At 62.1% G+C, this 16,482-nt stretch carries 16 protein-coding genes, 1 tRNA gene and 1 CRISPR repeat array (1 of these 18 running past the window's edge); of the genes, 9 read left to right on the top strand and 8 right to left on the bottom strand.

All coding sequences use genetic code 11. The annotated features are described in order from the left end of the window. Positions 1 to 1,523: a CRISPR direct-repeat array (repeat unit 37 nt; unit sequence GTTGCAGCCGGGAGAAAACCCAGAACGGGATTGAAAC) (it extends 1,421 nt beyond the left edge of the window). 194 nt (positions 1,524 to 1,717) lie between these two features. Then, a tRNA-His gene (locus EA462_RS01975) sits at positions 1,718 to 1,789 on the bottom strand. Positions 1,790 to 1,949: 160 nt separating this feature from the next. Here EA462_RS01975 and EA462_RS01970 point away from each other — a divergent pair. Continuing rightward, complete coding sequence (locus EA462_RS01970) at positions 1,950 to 2,405, top strand: DUF5814 domain-containing protein (RefSeq protein WP_124176891.1); 456 nt, start codon at positions 1,950 to 1,952, stop codon at positions 2,403 to 2,405. Positions 2,406 to 2,442: 37 nt separating this feature from the next. On the opposite strand, the gene EA462_RS01965 is transcribed toward EA462_RS01970, so the two are convergent. Next, on the bottom strand, positions 2,443 to 2,844 hold the full coding sequence (locus tag EA462_RS01965; protein ID WP_124176890.1) for a CopG family transcriptional regulator: 402 nt from the start codon (positions 2,842 to 2,844) through the stop codon (positions 2,443 to 2,445). Between the two features lie 239 nt (positions 2,845 to 3,083). On the opposite strand from EA462_RS01965, the gene EA462_RS01960 reads away from it, so the two are divergent. Both EA462_RS01960 and citZ read left to right on the top strand, forming a co-directional pair. Then, entirely contained in the window at positions 3,084 to 3,725 is a 642-nt protein-coding gene (locus tag EA462_RS01960) for a helix-turn-helix domain-containing protein (protein WP_124176889.1), read from the top strand. Between the two features lie 169 nt (positions 3,726 to 3,894). Further along, a complete protein-coding gene (gene citZ, locus EA462_RS01955) occupies positions 3,895 to 5,043 on the top strand; it encodes a citrate synthase (RefSeq protein ID WP_124176888.1) in 1,149 nt (382 codons plus the stop codon). A 219-nt stretch (positions 5,044 to 5,262) separates the two neighbouring features. Here the strand turns inward: citZ and EA462_RS01950 are convergent, their stop codons facing one another. The 4 genes from EA462_RS01950 to EA462_RS01935 are packed head-to-tail and all read right to left on the bottom strand — an operon-like array spanning position 5,263 to position 9,071. Next, complete coding sequence (locus tag EA462_RS01950; protein WP_124176887.1) at positions 5,263 to 6,294, bottom strand: ABC transporter ATP-binding protein; 1,032 nt, start codon at positions 6,292 to 6,294, stop codon at positions 5,263 to 5,265. Between the two features lie 2 nt (positions 6,295 to 6,296). Then, positions 6,297 to 7,130: an ABC transporter permease gene (locus EA462_RS01945; protein WP_124176886.1), complete on the bottom strand. Its 834-nt coding sequence runs from the start codon at positions 7,128 to 7,130 to the stop codon at positions 6,297 to 6,299. Beyond that, entirely contained in the window at positions 7,123 to 7,995 is an 873-nt protein-coding gene (locus EA462_RS01940; RefSeq protein WP_124176885.1) for an ABC transporter permease, read from the bottom strand. The genes EA462_RS01945 and EA462_RS01940 overlap by 8 nt, the downstream gene beginning before the upstream one ends. A 20-nt stretch (positions 7,996 to 8,015) precedes the next feature. Continuing rightward, a complete protein-coding gene (locus EA462_RS01935; RefSeq protein ID WP_124176884.1) occupies positions 8,016 to 9,071 on the bottom strand; it encodes a substrate-binding domain-containing protein in 1,056 nt (351 codons plus the stop codon). 350 nt (positions 9,072 to 9,421) lie between these two features. Here EA462_RS01935 and EA462_RS01930 point away from each other — a divergent pair, with 350 nt between their 5' ends. The 5 genes from EA462_RS01930 (at position 9,422) to EA462_RS01910 (ending at position 12,732) form a co-directional block, all read left to right on the top strand. Next, entirely contained in the window at positions 9,422 to 10,411 is a 990-nt protein-coding gene (locus EA462_RS01930) for a metallophosphoesterase family protein (protein ID WP_124176883.1), read from the top strand. After that, complete coding sequence (locus tag EA462_RS01925; protein WP_124176882.1) at positions 10,408 to 11,196, top strand: HAD-IIA family hydrolase; 789 nt, start codon at positions 10,408 to 10,410, stop codon at positions 11,194 to 11,196. The genes EA462_RS01930 and EA462_RS01925 overlap by 4 nt, the downstream gene beginning before the upstream one ends. Positions 11,197 to 11,272: 76 nt before the next feature. Beyond that, the gene (locus EA462_RS01920; RefSeq protein ID WP_124176881.1) at positions 11,273 to 11,554 is read left to right on the top strand and encodes a 4a-hydroxytetrahydrobiopterin dehydratase; all 282 of its coding nucleotides are present in this window, start codon (positions 11,273 to 11,275) and stop codon (positions 11,552 to 11,554) included. A 7-nt stretch (positions 11,555 to 11,561) separates the two neighbouring features. Next, a complete protein-coding gene (gene lwrS, locus EA462_RS01915) occupies positions 11,562 to 11,945 on the top strand; it encodes an LWR-salt protein (RefSeq protein WP_124176880.1) in 384 nt (127 codons plus the stop codon). Between the two features lie 121 nt (positions 11,946 to 12,066). After that, positions 12,067 to 12,732 (top strand): HAD family hydrolase, encoded by a 666-nt coding sequence (locus tag EA462_RS01910; RefSeq protein ID WP_124177179.1) that lies wholly within the window; start codon positions 12,067 to 12,069, stop codon positions 12,730 to 12,732. Here EA462_RS01910 and EA462_RS01905 read toward each other — a convergent pair. Beyond that, complete coding sequence (locus EA462_RS01905; RefSeq protein ID WP_124176879.1) at positions 12,717 to 13,745, bottom strand: DMT family transporter; 1,029 nt, start codon at positions 13,743 to 13,745, stop codon at positions 12,717 to 12,719. The genes EA462_RS01910 and EA462_RS01905 overlap by 16 nt on opposite strands. 221 nt (positions 13,746 to 13,966) lie before the next feature. Here EA462_RS01905 and EA462_RS01900 point away from each other — a divergent pair, with 221 nt between their 5' ends. Further along, on the top strand, positions 13,967 to 14,764 hold the full coding sequence (locus EA462_RS01900) for a helix-turn-helix transcriptional regulator (protein WP_124176878.1): 798 nt from the start codon (positions 13,967 to 13,969) through the stop codon (positions 14,762 to 14,764). Positions 14,765 to 14,826: 62 nt separating this feature from the next. Here the strand turns inward: EA462_RS01900 and EA462_RS01895 are convergent, their stop codons facing one another. Then, on the bottom strand, positions 14,827 to 16,449 hold the full coding sequence (locus EA462_RS01895; RefSeq protein WP_124176877.1) for an HTTM domain-containing protein: 1,623 nt from the start codon (positions 16,447 to 16,449) through the stop codon (positions 14,827 to 14,829). Positions 16,450 to 16,482 lie beyond the last annotated feature (33 nt).

Genomic DNA, 16,482 nt, shown 5'->3' with positions numbered 1-16,482 from the left:
TCCCGATCGGCTCGATCAGCGGCTCGAAGCTGTCGCAGAAGGCAGAAAACCCAGAACGGGATTGAAACTCACCCCTGGACATGTTGACCTCGACTTCTGCGACGGTCGCAGAAGGCAGAAAACCCAGAACGGGATTGAAACATGCCCGTGGGTCAAAACAGCACAAGATTCCCGTCGAGTCGCAGAAGGCAGAAAACCCAGAACGGGATTGAAACCGCCCGACCGCGCTTCGTGGGGCTCACGAAGCATGCGTCGCAGAAGGCAGAAAACCCAGAACGGGATTGAAACCGCCCGACCGCGCTTCGTGGGGCTCACGAAGCATGCGTCGCAGAAGGCAGAAAACCCAGAACGGGATTGAAACGTAACGGCGGGGGTGGTGTGGTGTTAGTTGCCCCGTCGCAGAAGGCAGAAAACCCAGAACGGGATTGAAACTACGCGATCGTCGCCGCATCTTGGATCATGTCGAGATCGTCGCAGAAGGCAGAAAACCCAGAACGGGATTGAAACTGATAGTCGTAGGCCGTTCCGTCGGAGAGGCTATCGGTCGCAGAAGGCAGAAAACCCAGAACGGGATTGAAACACATCGCCGTTTCCGAATGGCTCGACATCGACCGTCGCAGAAGGCAGAAAACCCAGAACGGGATTGAAACTGGAAGCCTCAGATGACTCGCCTTGGGTGAACGAGGTCGCAGAAGGCAGAAAACCCAGAACGGGATTGAAACACAGAGCGCGACGTCTTCCAGGCGCTCGAGCTTTTCAGTCGCAGAAGGCAGAAAACCCAGAACGGGATTGAAACAGTGCAATGTGCTCCCGCGTCTTCGGGTGATCTGGCGTCGCAGAAGGCAGAAAACCCAGAACGGGATTGAAACTCAGCCATCCGATTGAGGATCGAGACGCCGTCGTCGTGTCGCAGAAGGCAGAAAACCCAGAACGGGATTGAAACGCTTCGACGACTGGGCGGCCGAGAAAGATGGTGGGTCGCAGAAGGCAGAAAACCCAGAACGGGATTGAAACTGAGTCGTCGAGTGGGTGAGGTGCTCGAGCGCCGCGTCGCAGAAGGCAGAAAACCCAGAACGGGATTGAAACGCGGCACTCCGATAATCGACATCGACTCCCCCGGCTGTCGCAGAAGGCAGAAAACCCAGAACGGGATTGAAACTCGCGCATGTACGGTTCGTTGCTGACGAGCTCCGCTGTCGCAGAAGGCAGAAAACCCAGAACGGGATTGAAACATGACATCCAATCACCACCCCTTGGCTAATGTTTGTCGCAGAAGGCAGAAAACCCAGAACGGGATTGAAACAACCGCTGAACGTCTGCTCGCAACGGTCGCACTGGTGTCGCAGAAGGCAGAAAACCCAGAACGGGATTGAAACAGCACAAGAAAACGCAAGACTGCGTCTACGTAAGTAGTTGCAGCCGGGAGAAAACCCAGAACGGGATTGAAACCGTGACGCTCTCGCGCTACGATTCTGATGGGACGGAGGTTGCAGCCGGGAGAAAACCCAGAACGGGATTGAAACACTGCGATGGTCGTCTCGCGTGATTCGGTCTCTCCTGGGACTATTCTCTCCTCACGTCCGTTCGTCGCAGAATAGTCCGGGTGCGAGAATGAACCGAAGGAAGACGGTCGCCTCGCTTCGCTCGACGCTGCGACTTCCAGGGTTCGATCTCTCCTTCCGGCTTTTCCACTCCTCCCGATAGTCGTCGTGAAAAAGTCCGGGTGCGAGAATCGAACCCGCGTCTCAGCCTCCACAAGGCTGAAGGATAACCACTACCCCAACCCGGACACGTGTTGCAAGTTGAGTTAGGGGTGGTTGACCTGAAATACGTTACGACTCGAGTACGGGCGGTGTGTCAGGCAGTGCCGAATCGTCGCCAGCGCCGACGAGGCCGATCGCCCGTGATCGAGACGTTTTTCGGCGGTGGGGCCGTACCCCTTCCAACGCGTGGCTATCACCGATAAGATCTACGTCAAAAACCACCGTCAACTCAGCTCCCAGCTCGAGACGAACATCCCGAAAGGGGCGTTCAAGGGGGCGACGCTCGACGTCCTCTTTCAGGGTGCGGGCCTCGAGAAGCTCGACGAGGCCACCCGCGATCGCGTTCTCGATTTCGCGGGCGATTTTCTCGATTGTGATTGTGACAACAACCCCTACTGTGGCTGTCCGGAGCGGAAGTTCATCCGGTACCTACTCGAGTTGCGAGCCCAGGGACTCGGTCCGAACGCGATCGTCGACGTGATGAGCGACGACTACATGGTCTATGCGTACACGGGCGACGTTCTCTCCTTTCTCGACAACGGCGTTCGGACGCTCGAGGCCGCCGAGGGGCTCGCACGGGTCGACGGCGCGGGCGAGACGACCGACGAGATTCGACGCGAAAAGCGAAATCTCACCCGCTGACCGGAACTCGGCGGATCGGAGCCCGGCGGAATCCGCCTTACCGGAGCTGGTAGGACTCTTCGTCGTCCAGATCGTCGAGCAACAGGATCTCGTCCTCCTCGCCCTCGAGTCGGTCCTGCAGATCGGTGACGTAGGCGTTGTACTCGTCGAGCTGTTCGCGGAGGTGCTCCGCCTCGAGCTCTAAGCGCTCGTGTTCCCGAATGAAACTCTTCGGAACCTCGACGGTCGGCGGAAACGAGCGATCGCCGTCGTCGCTCGCGCCGGTCTCGAGTTCGTGGTCGGGGACGACGGTCACCTGTCCGTCGTGATCGACCAGCAGGTCGACGTAGTCGCGAAACACCGCCGACAGCGAGATGTCTCGCTCCGTCGCGATGTCCTGAAGCGCCTCGAAGGCGTCCTCGTTGACTCGAAACGAGATCGTCTTGTTCTTGTTTCCCATTCACACGCTAGTTACCGTTCGGTCCACTTAATCGTTCGTCAGACGTGGACTCGGGCGAACCTGTGCCAATACTTTGAATTCCGAAGTATCGGATATACTGGCCTCTTATACTCTCTACTTGCCATCTCCCGTACTCGGACGAAACGGCGAAAGTCGGGTACACGCCGGACGACGTGACGTTTTCAACGCGTGGGAATTCCGGTCGCCGGTTATGGAGGCGTCCGTCGAACGAACATCCGATGACCGGATTCCGCGCAACCGTCGTCGTACACGAGCCGACGGACTGTCCGGTCGCGAGCGTCTCCGCCGCCAGCGACGACTCGATCGGATCGGTTAACTGGACCCGGGCGTCGGACGGCGTCACCGTCGAGGAGTTCGACGCTCCTCGGGCGACGGCGCTCGAGGATGCGACGCTCGACGTCGAGGTGACGCGACTCCGGTCGGACGGCGACGGCGGTGTCTACCGGTTCGAGCGCGAACGCGACGACTGCGCCTGCGAGGTCGTCGAGGGACTCGGAACGCCGATTTCCTCGGTTCGCGCCCAGGACGGATCGCTCTTAATCTCGTTTCGGACGGGCGATCTCGAGGAGGTCGCCGTCGTCGTCGAGGGCCTTCGTGATCGGTTCGAGGGCGTCGTCGTCGAGGAGCTGACACGCGGCGCCGCCGGAGCGGGTGGCGATCGCGCGATCGTCGATCTGGACGCGCTGACGCCTCGACAACGAGAGGTACTCGAGACGGCCCACGAGATGGGCTACTTCGCCTATCCCAAGGGGGCGAACGCGACGGAAGTGGCCGAGGAACTCGGCGTGGCGCGCTCGACGTTCTCCGAGCACCTCGCCGCCGCCCAGACGAAGCTGATGGCCGCCGTTCTTGACGAGTAACGAATTATCGTTCCACTTTGCCGGATTAACTGGACAGCCGTCCAGTAGGAACTCCCGATCGACCGTGTCGGTTACTCCGTACTGTCGAGTAAATGGGGACAACGGACGCGTTCGGCCGTGAGGACGACCAAACGACAATACTTTTCCATCGGGATGCGAAACTGCGAGTATGGTTGACGACCTCGAAAAAGGGCTTGAGGGTGTTCTCGTTGCAGAGTCCGAACTCAGCTCGATCGACGGTGATGCGGGCCGACTGATCTATCGGGGGTATCCGATCGAGGACCTCGCTCGCGGCGCGAGCTACGAGGAAGTGCTCTATCTCCTGTGGAACGGACACCTCCCGAACAAGGACGAACTCGATCGATTTACGGACGCGCTGGCCGACGAGCGCGACGTCAGCGACGACGTTCTCGCGACGATGGAACGGCTGGCCGACGCCGGCGATCGGCCGATGGCCGCCCTTCGGACCGCGGTGTCGATGTTCTCGGCTTCCGAACCCGAAGCCGACGCTGACCCCGATGACCTGGAGGCGACGCTTCGCAAGGGGCGACGCATCACGGCGAAAATCCCGACCGCGCTCGCCGCGTTCGAACGCTATCGACTGGGCGAGAGTCCGATCGAGCCGCGGCCCGACCTCGGTCTTGCCGCGAACTTCCTCTACATGCTGACCGGCGAGCAGCCGGACGACATCGCGGCGGAGACGTTCGATCAGGCGCTGATCCTTCATGCGGATCACGGGCTGAACGCCTCGACGTTCACCTCGATGGTGATCGGTTCGACGATGGCGGACATCTACAGCGCCGTCACCGGCGGCATCAGCGCACTCTCGGGGCCGCTCCACGGCGGCGCAAACCAGGACGTCATGGAGGTCCTGATCGAGATCGACGAGAGCGACCTCGACCACCGCGAGTGGGTCGAGCAGGCGACCGAGCAGGGTCGGCGCATCCCCGGGTTCGGCCACCGCGTCTACAACGTCAAGGACCCGCGCGCGAAGATCCTCCAAGAGCGTAGCGAAGAACTCGCCGCAAACGGCGAGGACAAGTGGTACGACTACACCACGACGATCGAGCAGTACCTCGCCGAGGAGAAGGGCCTCGTCGAGAAGGGCATCGCCCCGAACGTCGATTTCTACTCCGGCTCGGTCTACTACCAGCTCGGCATTCCGATCGATATGTACACCCCGATCTTCGCGATGAGCCGCGCCGGCGGCTGGATCGCACACGTCCTCGAGTACCAGGAGGACAACCGGCTCATCCGACCCCGCGCCCGATACACCGGCCCTGAGGATTCGGAGTTCGTTCCGCTCGAGGAGCGATAACGAACGACGATCCGACCGGCCGTCGGTGTAGCGATCGACGACCGTCGACGTTCCCGTCACCGAATTTTTCGTTCGTACGCACGTCCGTGAGGGCCATCGCTCGTCCCGAGCGCTCGAGTGGAAACACGCGGAGCTGTACGCCAGTCGCGGAGATCCGACGCGACGTCCAGAACCGATTCGGGAGGGAAAACAGTCCGCGTCAGCGAGGTGGGGTCTCCGTCAGGAGACGACGTGGACGTTCGATGCGTCGAGCGAGAGTCCGACCTGGTCGCCCGGACCGACGCCCGTGACGTCGGATTGCTTCGGGTTGACGTTCAGCGAGATCTGGTTCCCGTCCGGGAGTTCGACGATCATCTGGACGGTTCCGCCGATGTAGAACGTATCGAGGACGTCGGCCTGGATCGGCCCGCCGTTCAGCGTGAAGTCGTCCGGCCGCGTGACGACCGTGACGTCGCCGTCGGTGGTGGGCAACTCGTCGACTTCCACCGTCGCAAAGCCGAGGTCGACCGCCTCGCCGTTTGCGGTCGCCGGCAGCAGGTTCGACGTTCCGATAAAGTTCGCGACGAAGGGATTCGCCGGCTGCTCGTAGACGGTTTCCGGCGTTCCGATCTGCTCGATACGGCCGTCGTTCAACACCGCGACGCGGTCGGCCATCGCCATCGCCTGGGTCTGGTCGTGCGTGACGTACAGCGTCGTGACGCCGATGTCGGTCAGTAGCTGTCCGATTTCGCGGCGGAGTCGCTTTTTCAGCTTCGCGTCGAGACCGGTCATCGGCTCGTCTAGGAGCAGTATCTCCGGTTCGACGGCGAGCGCACGTACCAGGGCGACGCGCTGTTGTTGACCGCCGGAGAGACTCGCGGGATCTCTGTCCGCGAGCTCTTCGATGCCGACCAGCTCCAGCAGCTCCATCGCTTTCGCCTCGCGCTCTTCTTTCGGGACGCCCTTCATGCGCGGTCCGAACGTGGCGTTTTCCATCACGGACATGTTCATGAATAGGGCGTAATCCTGGAAGACGAGTCCGACGTTTCGGTTCTCCGCTCGGACGTCCGTGACGTCCGTTTCGTCGAACATGATCCGACCTTCGGTCGGCGTCTCGAAACCGGCGACCGTCCGGAGCGTCGTCGATTTCCCACAGCCCGAGGGACCGACGATCGAGAGCACTTCGCCGTCCCGTACCGTCAGAGAGACGTCTTCGATTGCCGTTTCCGATCCGAACCGTTTCGTAATGTTATCGAGTGTAACTTCAGTCATCGTTATACGTTCCCTCCGAGTTTGACTCCCTCGTCGCTGATCAGCTGGACGATGAGCAAGAGTCCGACGATCAGCAGGATGAATATCGATGCGAGCGCGCTCGCTTCACCGACTGTCGCCGTTCGGAACCCGCCGAAGAGGGCGATCGGCAGCGTCGTGTTCTGTGGCGTGTAGACGAAGAAGCTGATGTTGAACTCGCCGAGCGAGAGTGCAAACGCCATGATCGATCCCGCGATGATTCCGCTGTAGATGTTCGGGATAATCACGTAGACGAACGTCCGCAGCCAGCCGGCACCGAGACTTCGCGCGCTCTCTTCGAGGCGCCGGTAATCGATCGACTCGAGCGTCGCCATGGTCACCTGAATAACGAACGGAATCGTAAACAGGATGTGCCCGATGATGATGATCTCGACGGTTCCGCCGATATCGATCCCGAACCGTGGTGCACCCCAACTCCGGACGATCGCGACGCCGATGACGATCCCGGGGATCGCCATCGGAAGGATCGTCAACTCGGTGAGCAGGCGCTTGAACGGGAACTCGTAGCGAACGAGCGTGTACGCCGCCGGGACACCGACGATGATGTCCACGATCACCGTGATAACGGCGATCTGAATGCTCAGTATGATCGCATCCAGGTTGTTCGAGATCGCACCCTCGTAGAACTCGAGCGTCGGCCTGCTGAGACCGCCGACGGCAGAGCCGAAAAACGAGTAGAAGAACACGACGAACACCGGGAGTAAGATGAACGTCAGCACCGCTACGCAGACGAGGTAGAACGCGAACAGCCCGTAGTCGAGGTCGGGAAGTCGCGAGCCGAGTCCCGATTCAGGCATAGACGCTCCCTCCGAACTTTCGTCGGTAGCCGTAGATCACGCTGACCGTGATGATCGTCAGGACGACCGCCATCGCCGCGCCGGCCGCGTAATCCTGCTGACCCATGATGACGTTGAAGATCATCAGTGGGAGAATGTCCACGACACCGCTTGCGATGAGCAGTGCGGTCCCGAATGCCGCCATACAGACGCTGAACGCGAGCGTGACTGCGGAGGCGATCGCCGGTGCGATCACCGGAAGCGTGACGTGCCGAAACGTCTGGAGACGCGACGCGCCGAGGCTCCGTGCGGCTTCCTCGATGTTCTGATCGACTTTTTCGATCGACGACACCATCGACATGGTCACTCGAGGCAACGTAAAGTACGTGTAGCCGGCGACCAGACCCCAGAAGCTAAAGACGATCGCGAACGTCGAGGCGCTCTCGCCCGAGAGGAACGCGAGGAACTGCGGCAGGACGCCGGTTCGACCGAGGACGACGATCATCGCCCACGCGACCAGGACGCCCGGGAAGCTAATCGGGAACGAAATGATGGCGACGACGAGTCGCTTGCCCGTAAACTCCCGCCTGGCCAGGAAGTACGCCATGAACAGTCCGAGGACGATCGAAACGGCGGTCACGAGGATCGAAATCGCGAAGCTCATGAACAGCGCGTTCCGGTACCGCCCGACGGCGAAGATGTTCACGTAGTGGCCGAGGAACGTTTCGGACTGAAAGCTCAGCTCGAACAGTCGGTACAGCGGAATGCCCAGAAACAATACGAACAGCAAGGCGAACGGAACGCTCAGAATCCAGGGGAGAAGATCGTCTACCCGCTTTCCGCGAACCGTCACCTGCTCCGGTATCGTAATAACCCGTTCTATCATGGAGATGCGATTAGCGTCGTTTACGAGGCGATTTCCTCGGAGAACTCGCTTCGGATGTCACCCTGATGTTCGACGAGTTCCTCGTAGTCGATCGCTTCGGATCCACCGTACTCGTCATCCGGAAGCATCATCTCTGCGACGTCGTCGGGAATGCTGACGTCGTCGCGCGCCGGCGTGACGAACGATTCGGCAAACAGCTGTTGGCCCTGTTCGCTGAGCTGGAAGTCACACAGCGCTTCTGCGTTTTCGCGACGCGGCGCGTCGTTGACGACGTTCAGCGTGTACGGGATGACGAGCGCGCTGTCGTCGGGAACGATGACTTCGACGCTGTCTTCGTCCATATCGCTCAGGTACTTCGCCTCGTAGGCGTTGAAATCGTACGCCATCAGCATCGGAACTTCGCCCTGGAAGAAACTCGTCGTCACGCCCTGGTCGGGCATCGCCGCGATGTTTCCTCGGTCTTGTAGCTCCTGGAAGAAGTCGATTCCCGGTTCGAAGTCGGTCAGCGACCCACCCATCGCGAGGTTGGCGTTGACGTAGTTGATGAAGCCGTTGTAGGCGGACTCCGGATTGTACAGCGCGATCGTATCTTCGAAGCGCTCGTCGAGGAGGTCCTCCCACGTTTCCGGCGGATCCTCGATTTCTTCCGTGTTGACCGCCCATCCGACGGTTCCGTAGTGATTACAGAACCATTCTCCGTCCTCGTGTTTGAGGTCGTCGGGAATCTGATCCCAGTGTTCCGGTTGATAGGGTTCGGTCAACCCCTCCTGTTCGGCCACGATGGCGTCCGAAATACCCATATAGGCGACGTCCGCCTGCGGGTTGTCCGCCTCGTTGGTCAGCGCGTTGAGCGTCTGGCCGCTGTTTTTCGTATCTTCGGGGAAGTCGATACCCGTCTCATCGGTGAACGTATCGCGAACCGTACTGTAGTTCGCCCACCCGTCGACGGCGTTGTACTGGATGACGAGATCCTCGTCATCGCCGCCGAACAGACATCCTGCTAACCCGGCGGTAATTCCTACTGTAGCCCCCCCAGCACCTTTCATAAACGAGCGTCGTGTGTTCGTTGGTCCCATCTCGGTCAAACAGATGAACAAAGATCATTTAAAATTTTTCCTAAGTAACTGACTTTTGTGGAGGGAATACAACCACAATATAATCAATAATTTGATAAGTGGATAAACTCACTTCCTCAGGAAATATGCCTAATAGTTCGATATTTAGTATTATTTCTCGAGTTTCAGGCAAGTATATGTTATAATCGTGAGCGAGTTCGACAGTTATCTTCTCGCTGGAGATCTCCAGTACTGTCTGCTATCCATCATTCAATAGTACTATTGTCCGTTTTAGTGACAGTAATTCTCACGGAGATCCGACAAAAAGATTCATAGTTAGTTACGCAAACCCTGGTAACCAGGGATAAATAATGGAACCTGGTACTGCTATCGGCAACCGAGACCCGGATATCGGTCCGTTTCTCGCCCGTCTCCGTAATCCTCTCACCTCTCGTCGAACGCGTATCGCGATCGTTGCGGACCTCCACCTCTCTTCTGACGCGGACGGAACCTGGAAACTCCTCCACCGAACCGAACGAGGGCTCGAGACCGCGATCGAAGACGTCAACGCGCGAGACGTCGACGGCGTCGTTTTCGCCGGTGATCTGACCGCGAGCGGTGCGGAACGGGAGTTTCGCCGGTTCGAGGAACTGGTCGAGGATCTCGAGGCCCCGTGGATCGCGATTCCCGGGAATCACGACGTTCGCTCCTGGGACGGCGACGACCGATCCGAACTGCCCACGGCATCGTGGTTCGCCTCGTCGTACGCCGACGGTTCGTTTCCGGTCGTCGCCCGGTTCGGCGGCGTCGACCTGGTTGGTCTGAACAGCGCGTCGACGCCCGACGATCGGCTCACGGAGTGGAGCGGTGACGTCTCCGACGACCAGCTCGAGGCGCTTCGAGAGCGACTCCCGGCGCTCGAGAACCCGCTCGTCGTCTGTCATCACACCCTCCGTTCGGTCCCCGAGACGCCGGCGGCCGAGCCCTGGGAGTGGTTCACGCTCGACCGGTCAGAGGCGCTCGTCGACGTCCTGACCGACCACGACGTTCCGCTCGTCGTCTCCGCACACCACCACCTGCCAGCCGCCTCCGTTCGCGACGGACTCCGTGAGGTGATTTCGCCGGCCGTCTGCTCGTTCCCCCGGGCGTACAGCCTGCTCGAGATCGACGAACGCGGAACGACCATCCAGCTCGTTCCGTGCTCCGACCGCGAGGGGCTCACCGAAGCCTACTGGCACGCACGCACCGGCGAAGCGCTCGGTCAGGGGGTACTCGAGATGGCGTGTTCGCGCCTCGATCGGCTCCCTCTTCTCGACGAGTGGGCCGAGGACGACCCCGCGGCGTCCGAGGTGAGCCGATGAGCGGTCTCGATCCGATCGGCGGGGCGCTCGTCGATCTGGACGGGACGGTTTACCGCGGCGAGTCGCTTATCCCCGGCGCTGACCGGGGGATCCGCGCGCTTCGGGACCGCGGCGTTCCGGTGCTCTTTCTCTCGAACAACTCCCTGAAGAGCCGGGCGGCCTACGCCGACAAACTCACGGGGATGGGGTTGCCGGCGGAGCCGGCCGACATCCTGAACTCGACCGTTATCTCGGTCGAATACCTCCTCCGGGAGCACCCGCGCGACGAGATCTACGTGATCGGCGAGTCCCACCTCGAGGGCGAACTCGAGGCGGCGGGGCTCTCGCTTACGGACGATTCGGCGGCCGTCGACGTGGTTCTCGTCTCGATGGACCGGTCGCTCGACTACGAGACGCTGTCGACGGCGCTCGATTCGATCGACGAGGAGACGACGATCCTCGCGACGAACCCGGATACGACCTGCCCGGTCGAGGGCGGCGAGATACCGGACGCCGGAACGAACGTGGCCGCACTCGAGGCGGCGACGGGACGCGACCTCGATCGCGTGCTCGGCAAACCGTCCTCGATCACGGTCGAGGCCGCCGCGGATCGGTTGGGCGTCGACGCTAGCCAGTGTCTCATGATCGGAGATCGCCTCGAGACGGACGTTCGAATGGGCGTCCAGTCGGGAATGCAGACGGCGCTCGTGCTTTCGGGCGTTACCGACCGTCGCGACCTGGACGGCTCGACCATCCAGCCGGACGTCGTCCTGGAGTCGCTCTCCGATCTCGAATCGGTGCTCTGAGCGGACGGACAGCTCTCCGCTCGACTTTGACAGTCGAGGCCGAACCATTATCCCCACGGATTCCGTTGGTGAAAACATGGGATCGCTCCTGTCGGAGGACGAAATCGACGAACAGCTTCCGGACGACTGGGACCGCGACGGCGACGAAATCGTTCGAACGTACGAATTTGACGACTACCTTCGCGGCGTCAACTTCGCACAGATGGTCGGAGAGATCGCGGAGTCGCAGTTTCACCATCCCGAGATCGTTATCGGCTACAAGGAAGTCGAGATCCGACTCACCTCCCACGAAGAAGGCGGAATCACCGACGACGACACCGAGATGGCCTCGCTGATCGAATCCGAACGAAGCGCGTAGCGATCCGATGGAGGGCCAGTACGTCTTTCGGGTAAAGGTCCGACTCGAGCCCGCCGACGAGTCGGTTTCGCTCGAGCCCAGTAGCGCGGAGTCCACGGTCGTCCTCTTTCGACGCGCCCCCGAACCGGGCACCGACGGCTGGCGGTTCTTCCGCGACTCGCTCTGGCGCGGCGAGGTGAACGATCAGCCCTACGCCCGCCGACTCGCCGGCGAGTGGCTCGAGGCCCCCGTCGTCTCCGTCTCGTTTCGCGAACTCCGGGCCGACGAGGCGTACGTCGACGCCCTCGAAGCGGCGATCGCTGACGATCTCGAGGCGTTCAACGCCGAGAACGTCCCCGAAGTGCTCTCGAAGTATTTCGGCTCCAGCATCAGGATACTCGACGATGACTGACACCGGATTTCCTCGCGCGAATCCACCGACCGACGACATCGAATCGGATCGAGCGAATCCGGCGTTCGATCCCGCTGACCGACAGGCATTTACTCGAGAAAACCCTACTCGAGTGTCCTCAATGGTCTCCGAGTACGACTTCTGGCTGCTTGACCTCGACGGAACGCTCGTCGACGTCGAGTGGTCGTACACCAGGGACGTGTTCGACCGCGTCGGTTCCCGGCTGGGTCGGGAGTTCACGGATCAGGAGGCCGACATCCTCTGGAACGGCCTGACCGGCTCTCGCGACCGCCAACTCGAGGAGTGGGAGATCGACCCGGCCACGTTCTGGGCCGCGTTTCACGACGAAGAAGAGCCGCTCGTGCGGGCCGAACGGACCTACCTCCACGACGACGCCGCGTTCGTCGCCGACCTGGAGGTGCCGGTCGGTCTGGTGACACACTGCCAGGAGTTCCTCTGTGAGCCCGTTCTGGACCACCTCGATATTCGCGACTGGTTCGACGTTCGCCTCTGTTGTACCGAGGAGACGGGTTGGAAGCCCGATCCCGGTCCGGTCGAACGCGTCATGAACGACCTCGAGGTCGCGGGCAACGGCCACCGCGGCGTGCTGGCGGGCGACGGCGCGAACGACGTCGGTGCCGCCTGGAACGCGGGTCTCGATGCGATTCACGTCGAGCGCGTCGGACACGAGCGTCGCGGCCAGTGCGTTCTGGGGGATTACCGCGTTCGCTCGTTCGACGACCTTTCGCTTCCCACTCCGCCGACCGCGGCTCAGTCTGACCGGTAGCCCCGCGTCTCCTCGCTCGACGAGACGGGATCGTCCGGACTCGAGACCTCGGCCCGAATTCGACTCGAGACGCCGTTCGACATCGCCTTCGAGAGACGGTTCGACGACGTTCGTACGGCTCCGGGAACGTCGATCGATTCGCTTCCGAGGACGGCAAAGCCCGCGAAGATCGTCAGGAACCCGACGATCGCAAGCGGCGGAACGCTCTCGTCGAGGAGCGCCCAGCCGCCGACGGTCGAGACGACCGGCACGACGTAAAAGACCAGGTTCGCCCGGGTCGCACCCGCCGAGTCGATGAGCGAAAAGTACGCCACGTAGGCGAGTACGCCGGCGAAGAGACTGACGTAAGCGAGCGCCAACAGCGCCTCCGTCGTCCAGGCGATCGACGCCGCGGATTCGCCGGCCGACCACGACAGGCCGTGTGAGAGGATCGCCGCGAGCGGCAGTCCCCACGCGATCCGAACCGTACTCGAGAGACCGGTCTCGATCCGGCGGATCAAAACGGCACCGAGAGCCCCGCTGACCGCACCGACGAACAGGATCGTCCGGCCGATCGCGTCTCCGCCGAGTAACGTCGCGGGATCGGGACTGACCACCAGCGAGACGCCGACGAGCCCCAGTGCGATTCCGATCGCGCCTCGAGCCGAGAGGCGTTCGTTGGAGAGGAGAACGGCCGCGAACATCGGAGTCAAGACGGGGTTGAGACTGAAGACGATCGACGCCACCGCGCTGGTCGCGTACTGCTGGCCGACGAAGAGGAACGCGTTCGACAGGCCGATCACGAGCACGCCGGTCGCCAGAACGCTGCCGACGTCGCCCGCACTCCGGGGAAGCAACTCCGCGCGCGTCGAGGTGGCAACCACGTAGACGACCATGACGACCGCCGCGACGTCGAACCGGAGTGCAACGAACAGCAGCGGCGGGAAGTACTCGAGGCCGGCCTTCGCGGCGACGAACGTGCCGCCGAGCAACAGACTCGAGAGCGCGAAAAAGACGGCCGTTCGACGATCCATCTAGCTGGTCACCTCCCGTCGGAGGGACCGTTCCGAGCCGATGGGGTCCGTCGAATCGTTCGACACTCGGATCATACATCATCGAAGGAGCGACGATCGTATAGTTCCGTTCAGAAATATTTTCGAGGCAAGAAAGTCCTGGACGGGTATCGGTTTTCAACACGGCGTGAAATCCCGGCACGGGGCGAAAATCGTTTATCGGAACGGACACGACGAACGGTATGGACTCGTCGCTCGAGGAGATCGAGTTTCTCGCCCTCTCGGCCAACCGCGTCGACGTGCTCAGGCTGCTCTCGGACGACCGGTGCACTCGGCGGGAACTCGCGGAGGCGACCGGTGCCTCCCAGGCGACGCTCGGTCGGATCCTCGCCGATTTCGACGACCGCTCCTGGGTCCGACGGGACGGGAGCGAGTACGCGGCGACGGCGACCGGTCGACTGGTCGCGACCGGATTTACGGACTTACAGGAGATCATCGAGACCGAACGGACGCTCCGGGAGATCGTCGACTACCTGCCGACGGAGTCGCTCTCGTTCGATCTCCGACGGCTCTCGGACGCGACGATCACCGTGCCCACGCAGACGCGGCCGAACGCGCCGCTCCAGCGACTCCTTGGGCTGCTCGAGGACGCCGACGAGGTCTGGACGGCCTCGCACGCGTTCAACGAACAGACGCTGACGGTCGTTCGCGAGCGGACCCTCGAGGGCGACCAGCGGTTCAACGGCGTCTTCTCCCGGAGCGCGATCGAAGCGCTGACCCACGATTCGGGGCTGCGCCGACGCCTCGAAGGGTTGCTCGAGACCGAACACGCGAGCGTCAGGATCACCGACGAAGAGATCCCGCTCGCGGTGATGATCGTCGACGACGTCGTCACCCTGCTGTTGCGCGATGACGACGGCATCCTGCGTGCGTCGGTCGACGTCTCCGACGAGGTCATCCGCTCGTGGGCCGAGAACACGTTCGAAGCCTACTGGGAGCGAGCGACCCCCCTCGACGTCGAGATGGTCGGCTCCGGGTGACGGTCGTCGAACCCCCACAGTGACTTTCGCACCCCGATTCCGTAGCGTGACTCTCGCACCGATCAGAATTCGGGCGGGTCGAACTCCGTCGGCTCGTGGTCACCGCAGCCGTGACGAAAGAGCACGACGGCCGATCGGTCTCGCTCCGACGGCGAATCGATCGTCTCGAGGGTGACCTCCTCTTCGACGCGGTACATGTTGACGTGGGTGAGTTCGTCGCCGTCGGCGCTGCCGGCCGCACAGAGCGACTCGGCGAGGCGTTTCGGAGCCGCTGGCGGATCGCCGTTGGCGACGCTCGTCATGTAGAACCGTTCCCGATAGGTCCCGTACTGTGTCTGTAACTCGTCCGTCGGCCGCTCGTAGCTGAGTTCACGATCGTTATACCGGTCGAGAAGCGTACCGTCCGCCGTCTTCGCGGGGAAGACGTAGTACCGGTCGGTCGTCCGCGGGTTCGGAGCGAAGATCGACCACTCGGTCTGGTGGGAGACGAACGCCGCCGTCGCCGCTTCGGCCTCCTGGACGCCGCCGGCGTCCGAAGCGACGAGGCCGCCGGCCGAGAGCAGGGAGACGGCTGCGAGCGCGGCGAAGACGAGAACGCCCGCAGTCAGCACTGTCCTCGACGGATCTCGAGGAAGCCAGCCGGGGGTCTCGAGGCCGAGCGTCGCACGTGGGACCCCCTCCGCGAGTGCGATCAACCGCCGCCGAACGGACCCGAAACCGCAGCCGACGGCGGGAAGTCGGTCGACGGGAGCCCCAGGCTGGATCGACCGTCGCTCGAGTCGGCGTCGAAGCGTCGCCAGGTCGTCCCAGAAATCGGTCTGCAAGAACAGGAGAACGCCAGCGAGCGCGACGTAGGCGAACGCCCCGATTCGGACCGTCACGGCGAACGAGAGGTGAACCGAGGCGAACGCACAGACCAGGGCCGTCCGAACCCGGCCGCGGACGAGGACGAGCAGCCACGCGAACAGCAGCATGACGAACCACGCCACGCCCCCGTACTGCAAGAGCGTCGGAACCGAGCGTGCGGTATCTCCGAGCAGGAACGTCAGTTCGTCGAGGCCGAGTACCAGCGGAGCCGCCTCGCCGCTTCGCCAGAGGTCGGAGGTGGACTTGTGGACGCCGTTGACGACGTACATCGTGACCATCTGGAGGAGTATCAGTGCGGTGCCGAGGGACGCGACCGACTCCCGCGGCGGTCGGTCGGCGTGAACGGCGTCGATCGACCACCGCTCTCCGAGCGGAACGAAGATCGCCCACAGCAACAGCCACGCGAACAGGACGTCGGCGTAGCTCAAGACGAGCGGGTTGCGAAGGTCGAGCGAGACGACGAAGGCGAACGAGAGGGCGGTCGCGAGCCGGGTTCGATACCCCACGAGCAACTGGAGCGCGATCAGCCCGTGTAGAACGAACAGTCCGGCGGTCACGGTCGGGTCGCCAGAGAGGGTGTAGATCGACACCACGTCGATCGGCGCGGCCTCACGCGCCATCGAGATCGGAACGAGCCCGTCGTCCGTGTAGAACGTCCCGAAGTTTCGCGCCCGGAGACGGAGATCGGCGAGGATGAGAAGCGCAACGACGATCCGAAAGAGCGCCAGGGTCCGCGCGTCGATTCGAACGGATGCTCGAAGCCGTTCGGAGACGGCAGAGAGGACCGTCGACGCAGACGCTCGTCCGACGGACTGCATTATAGCCACCCCTCACGGCGAGGGTATATGTTT

The organism is Natrarchaeobius halalkaliphilus, from assembly GCF_003841485.1.
Taxonomy (GTDB): Archaea; Halobacteriota; Halobacteria; order Halobacteriales; family Natrialbaceae; genus Natrarchaeobius; species Natrarchaeobius halalkaliphilus.
This window is presented reverse-complemented; position numbering and strand designations above follow the sequence as displayed.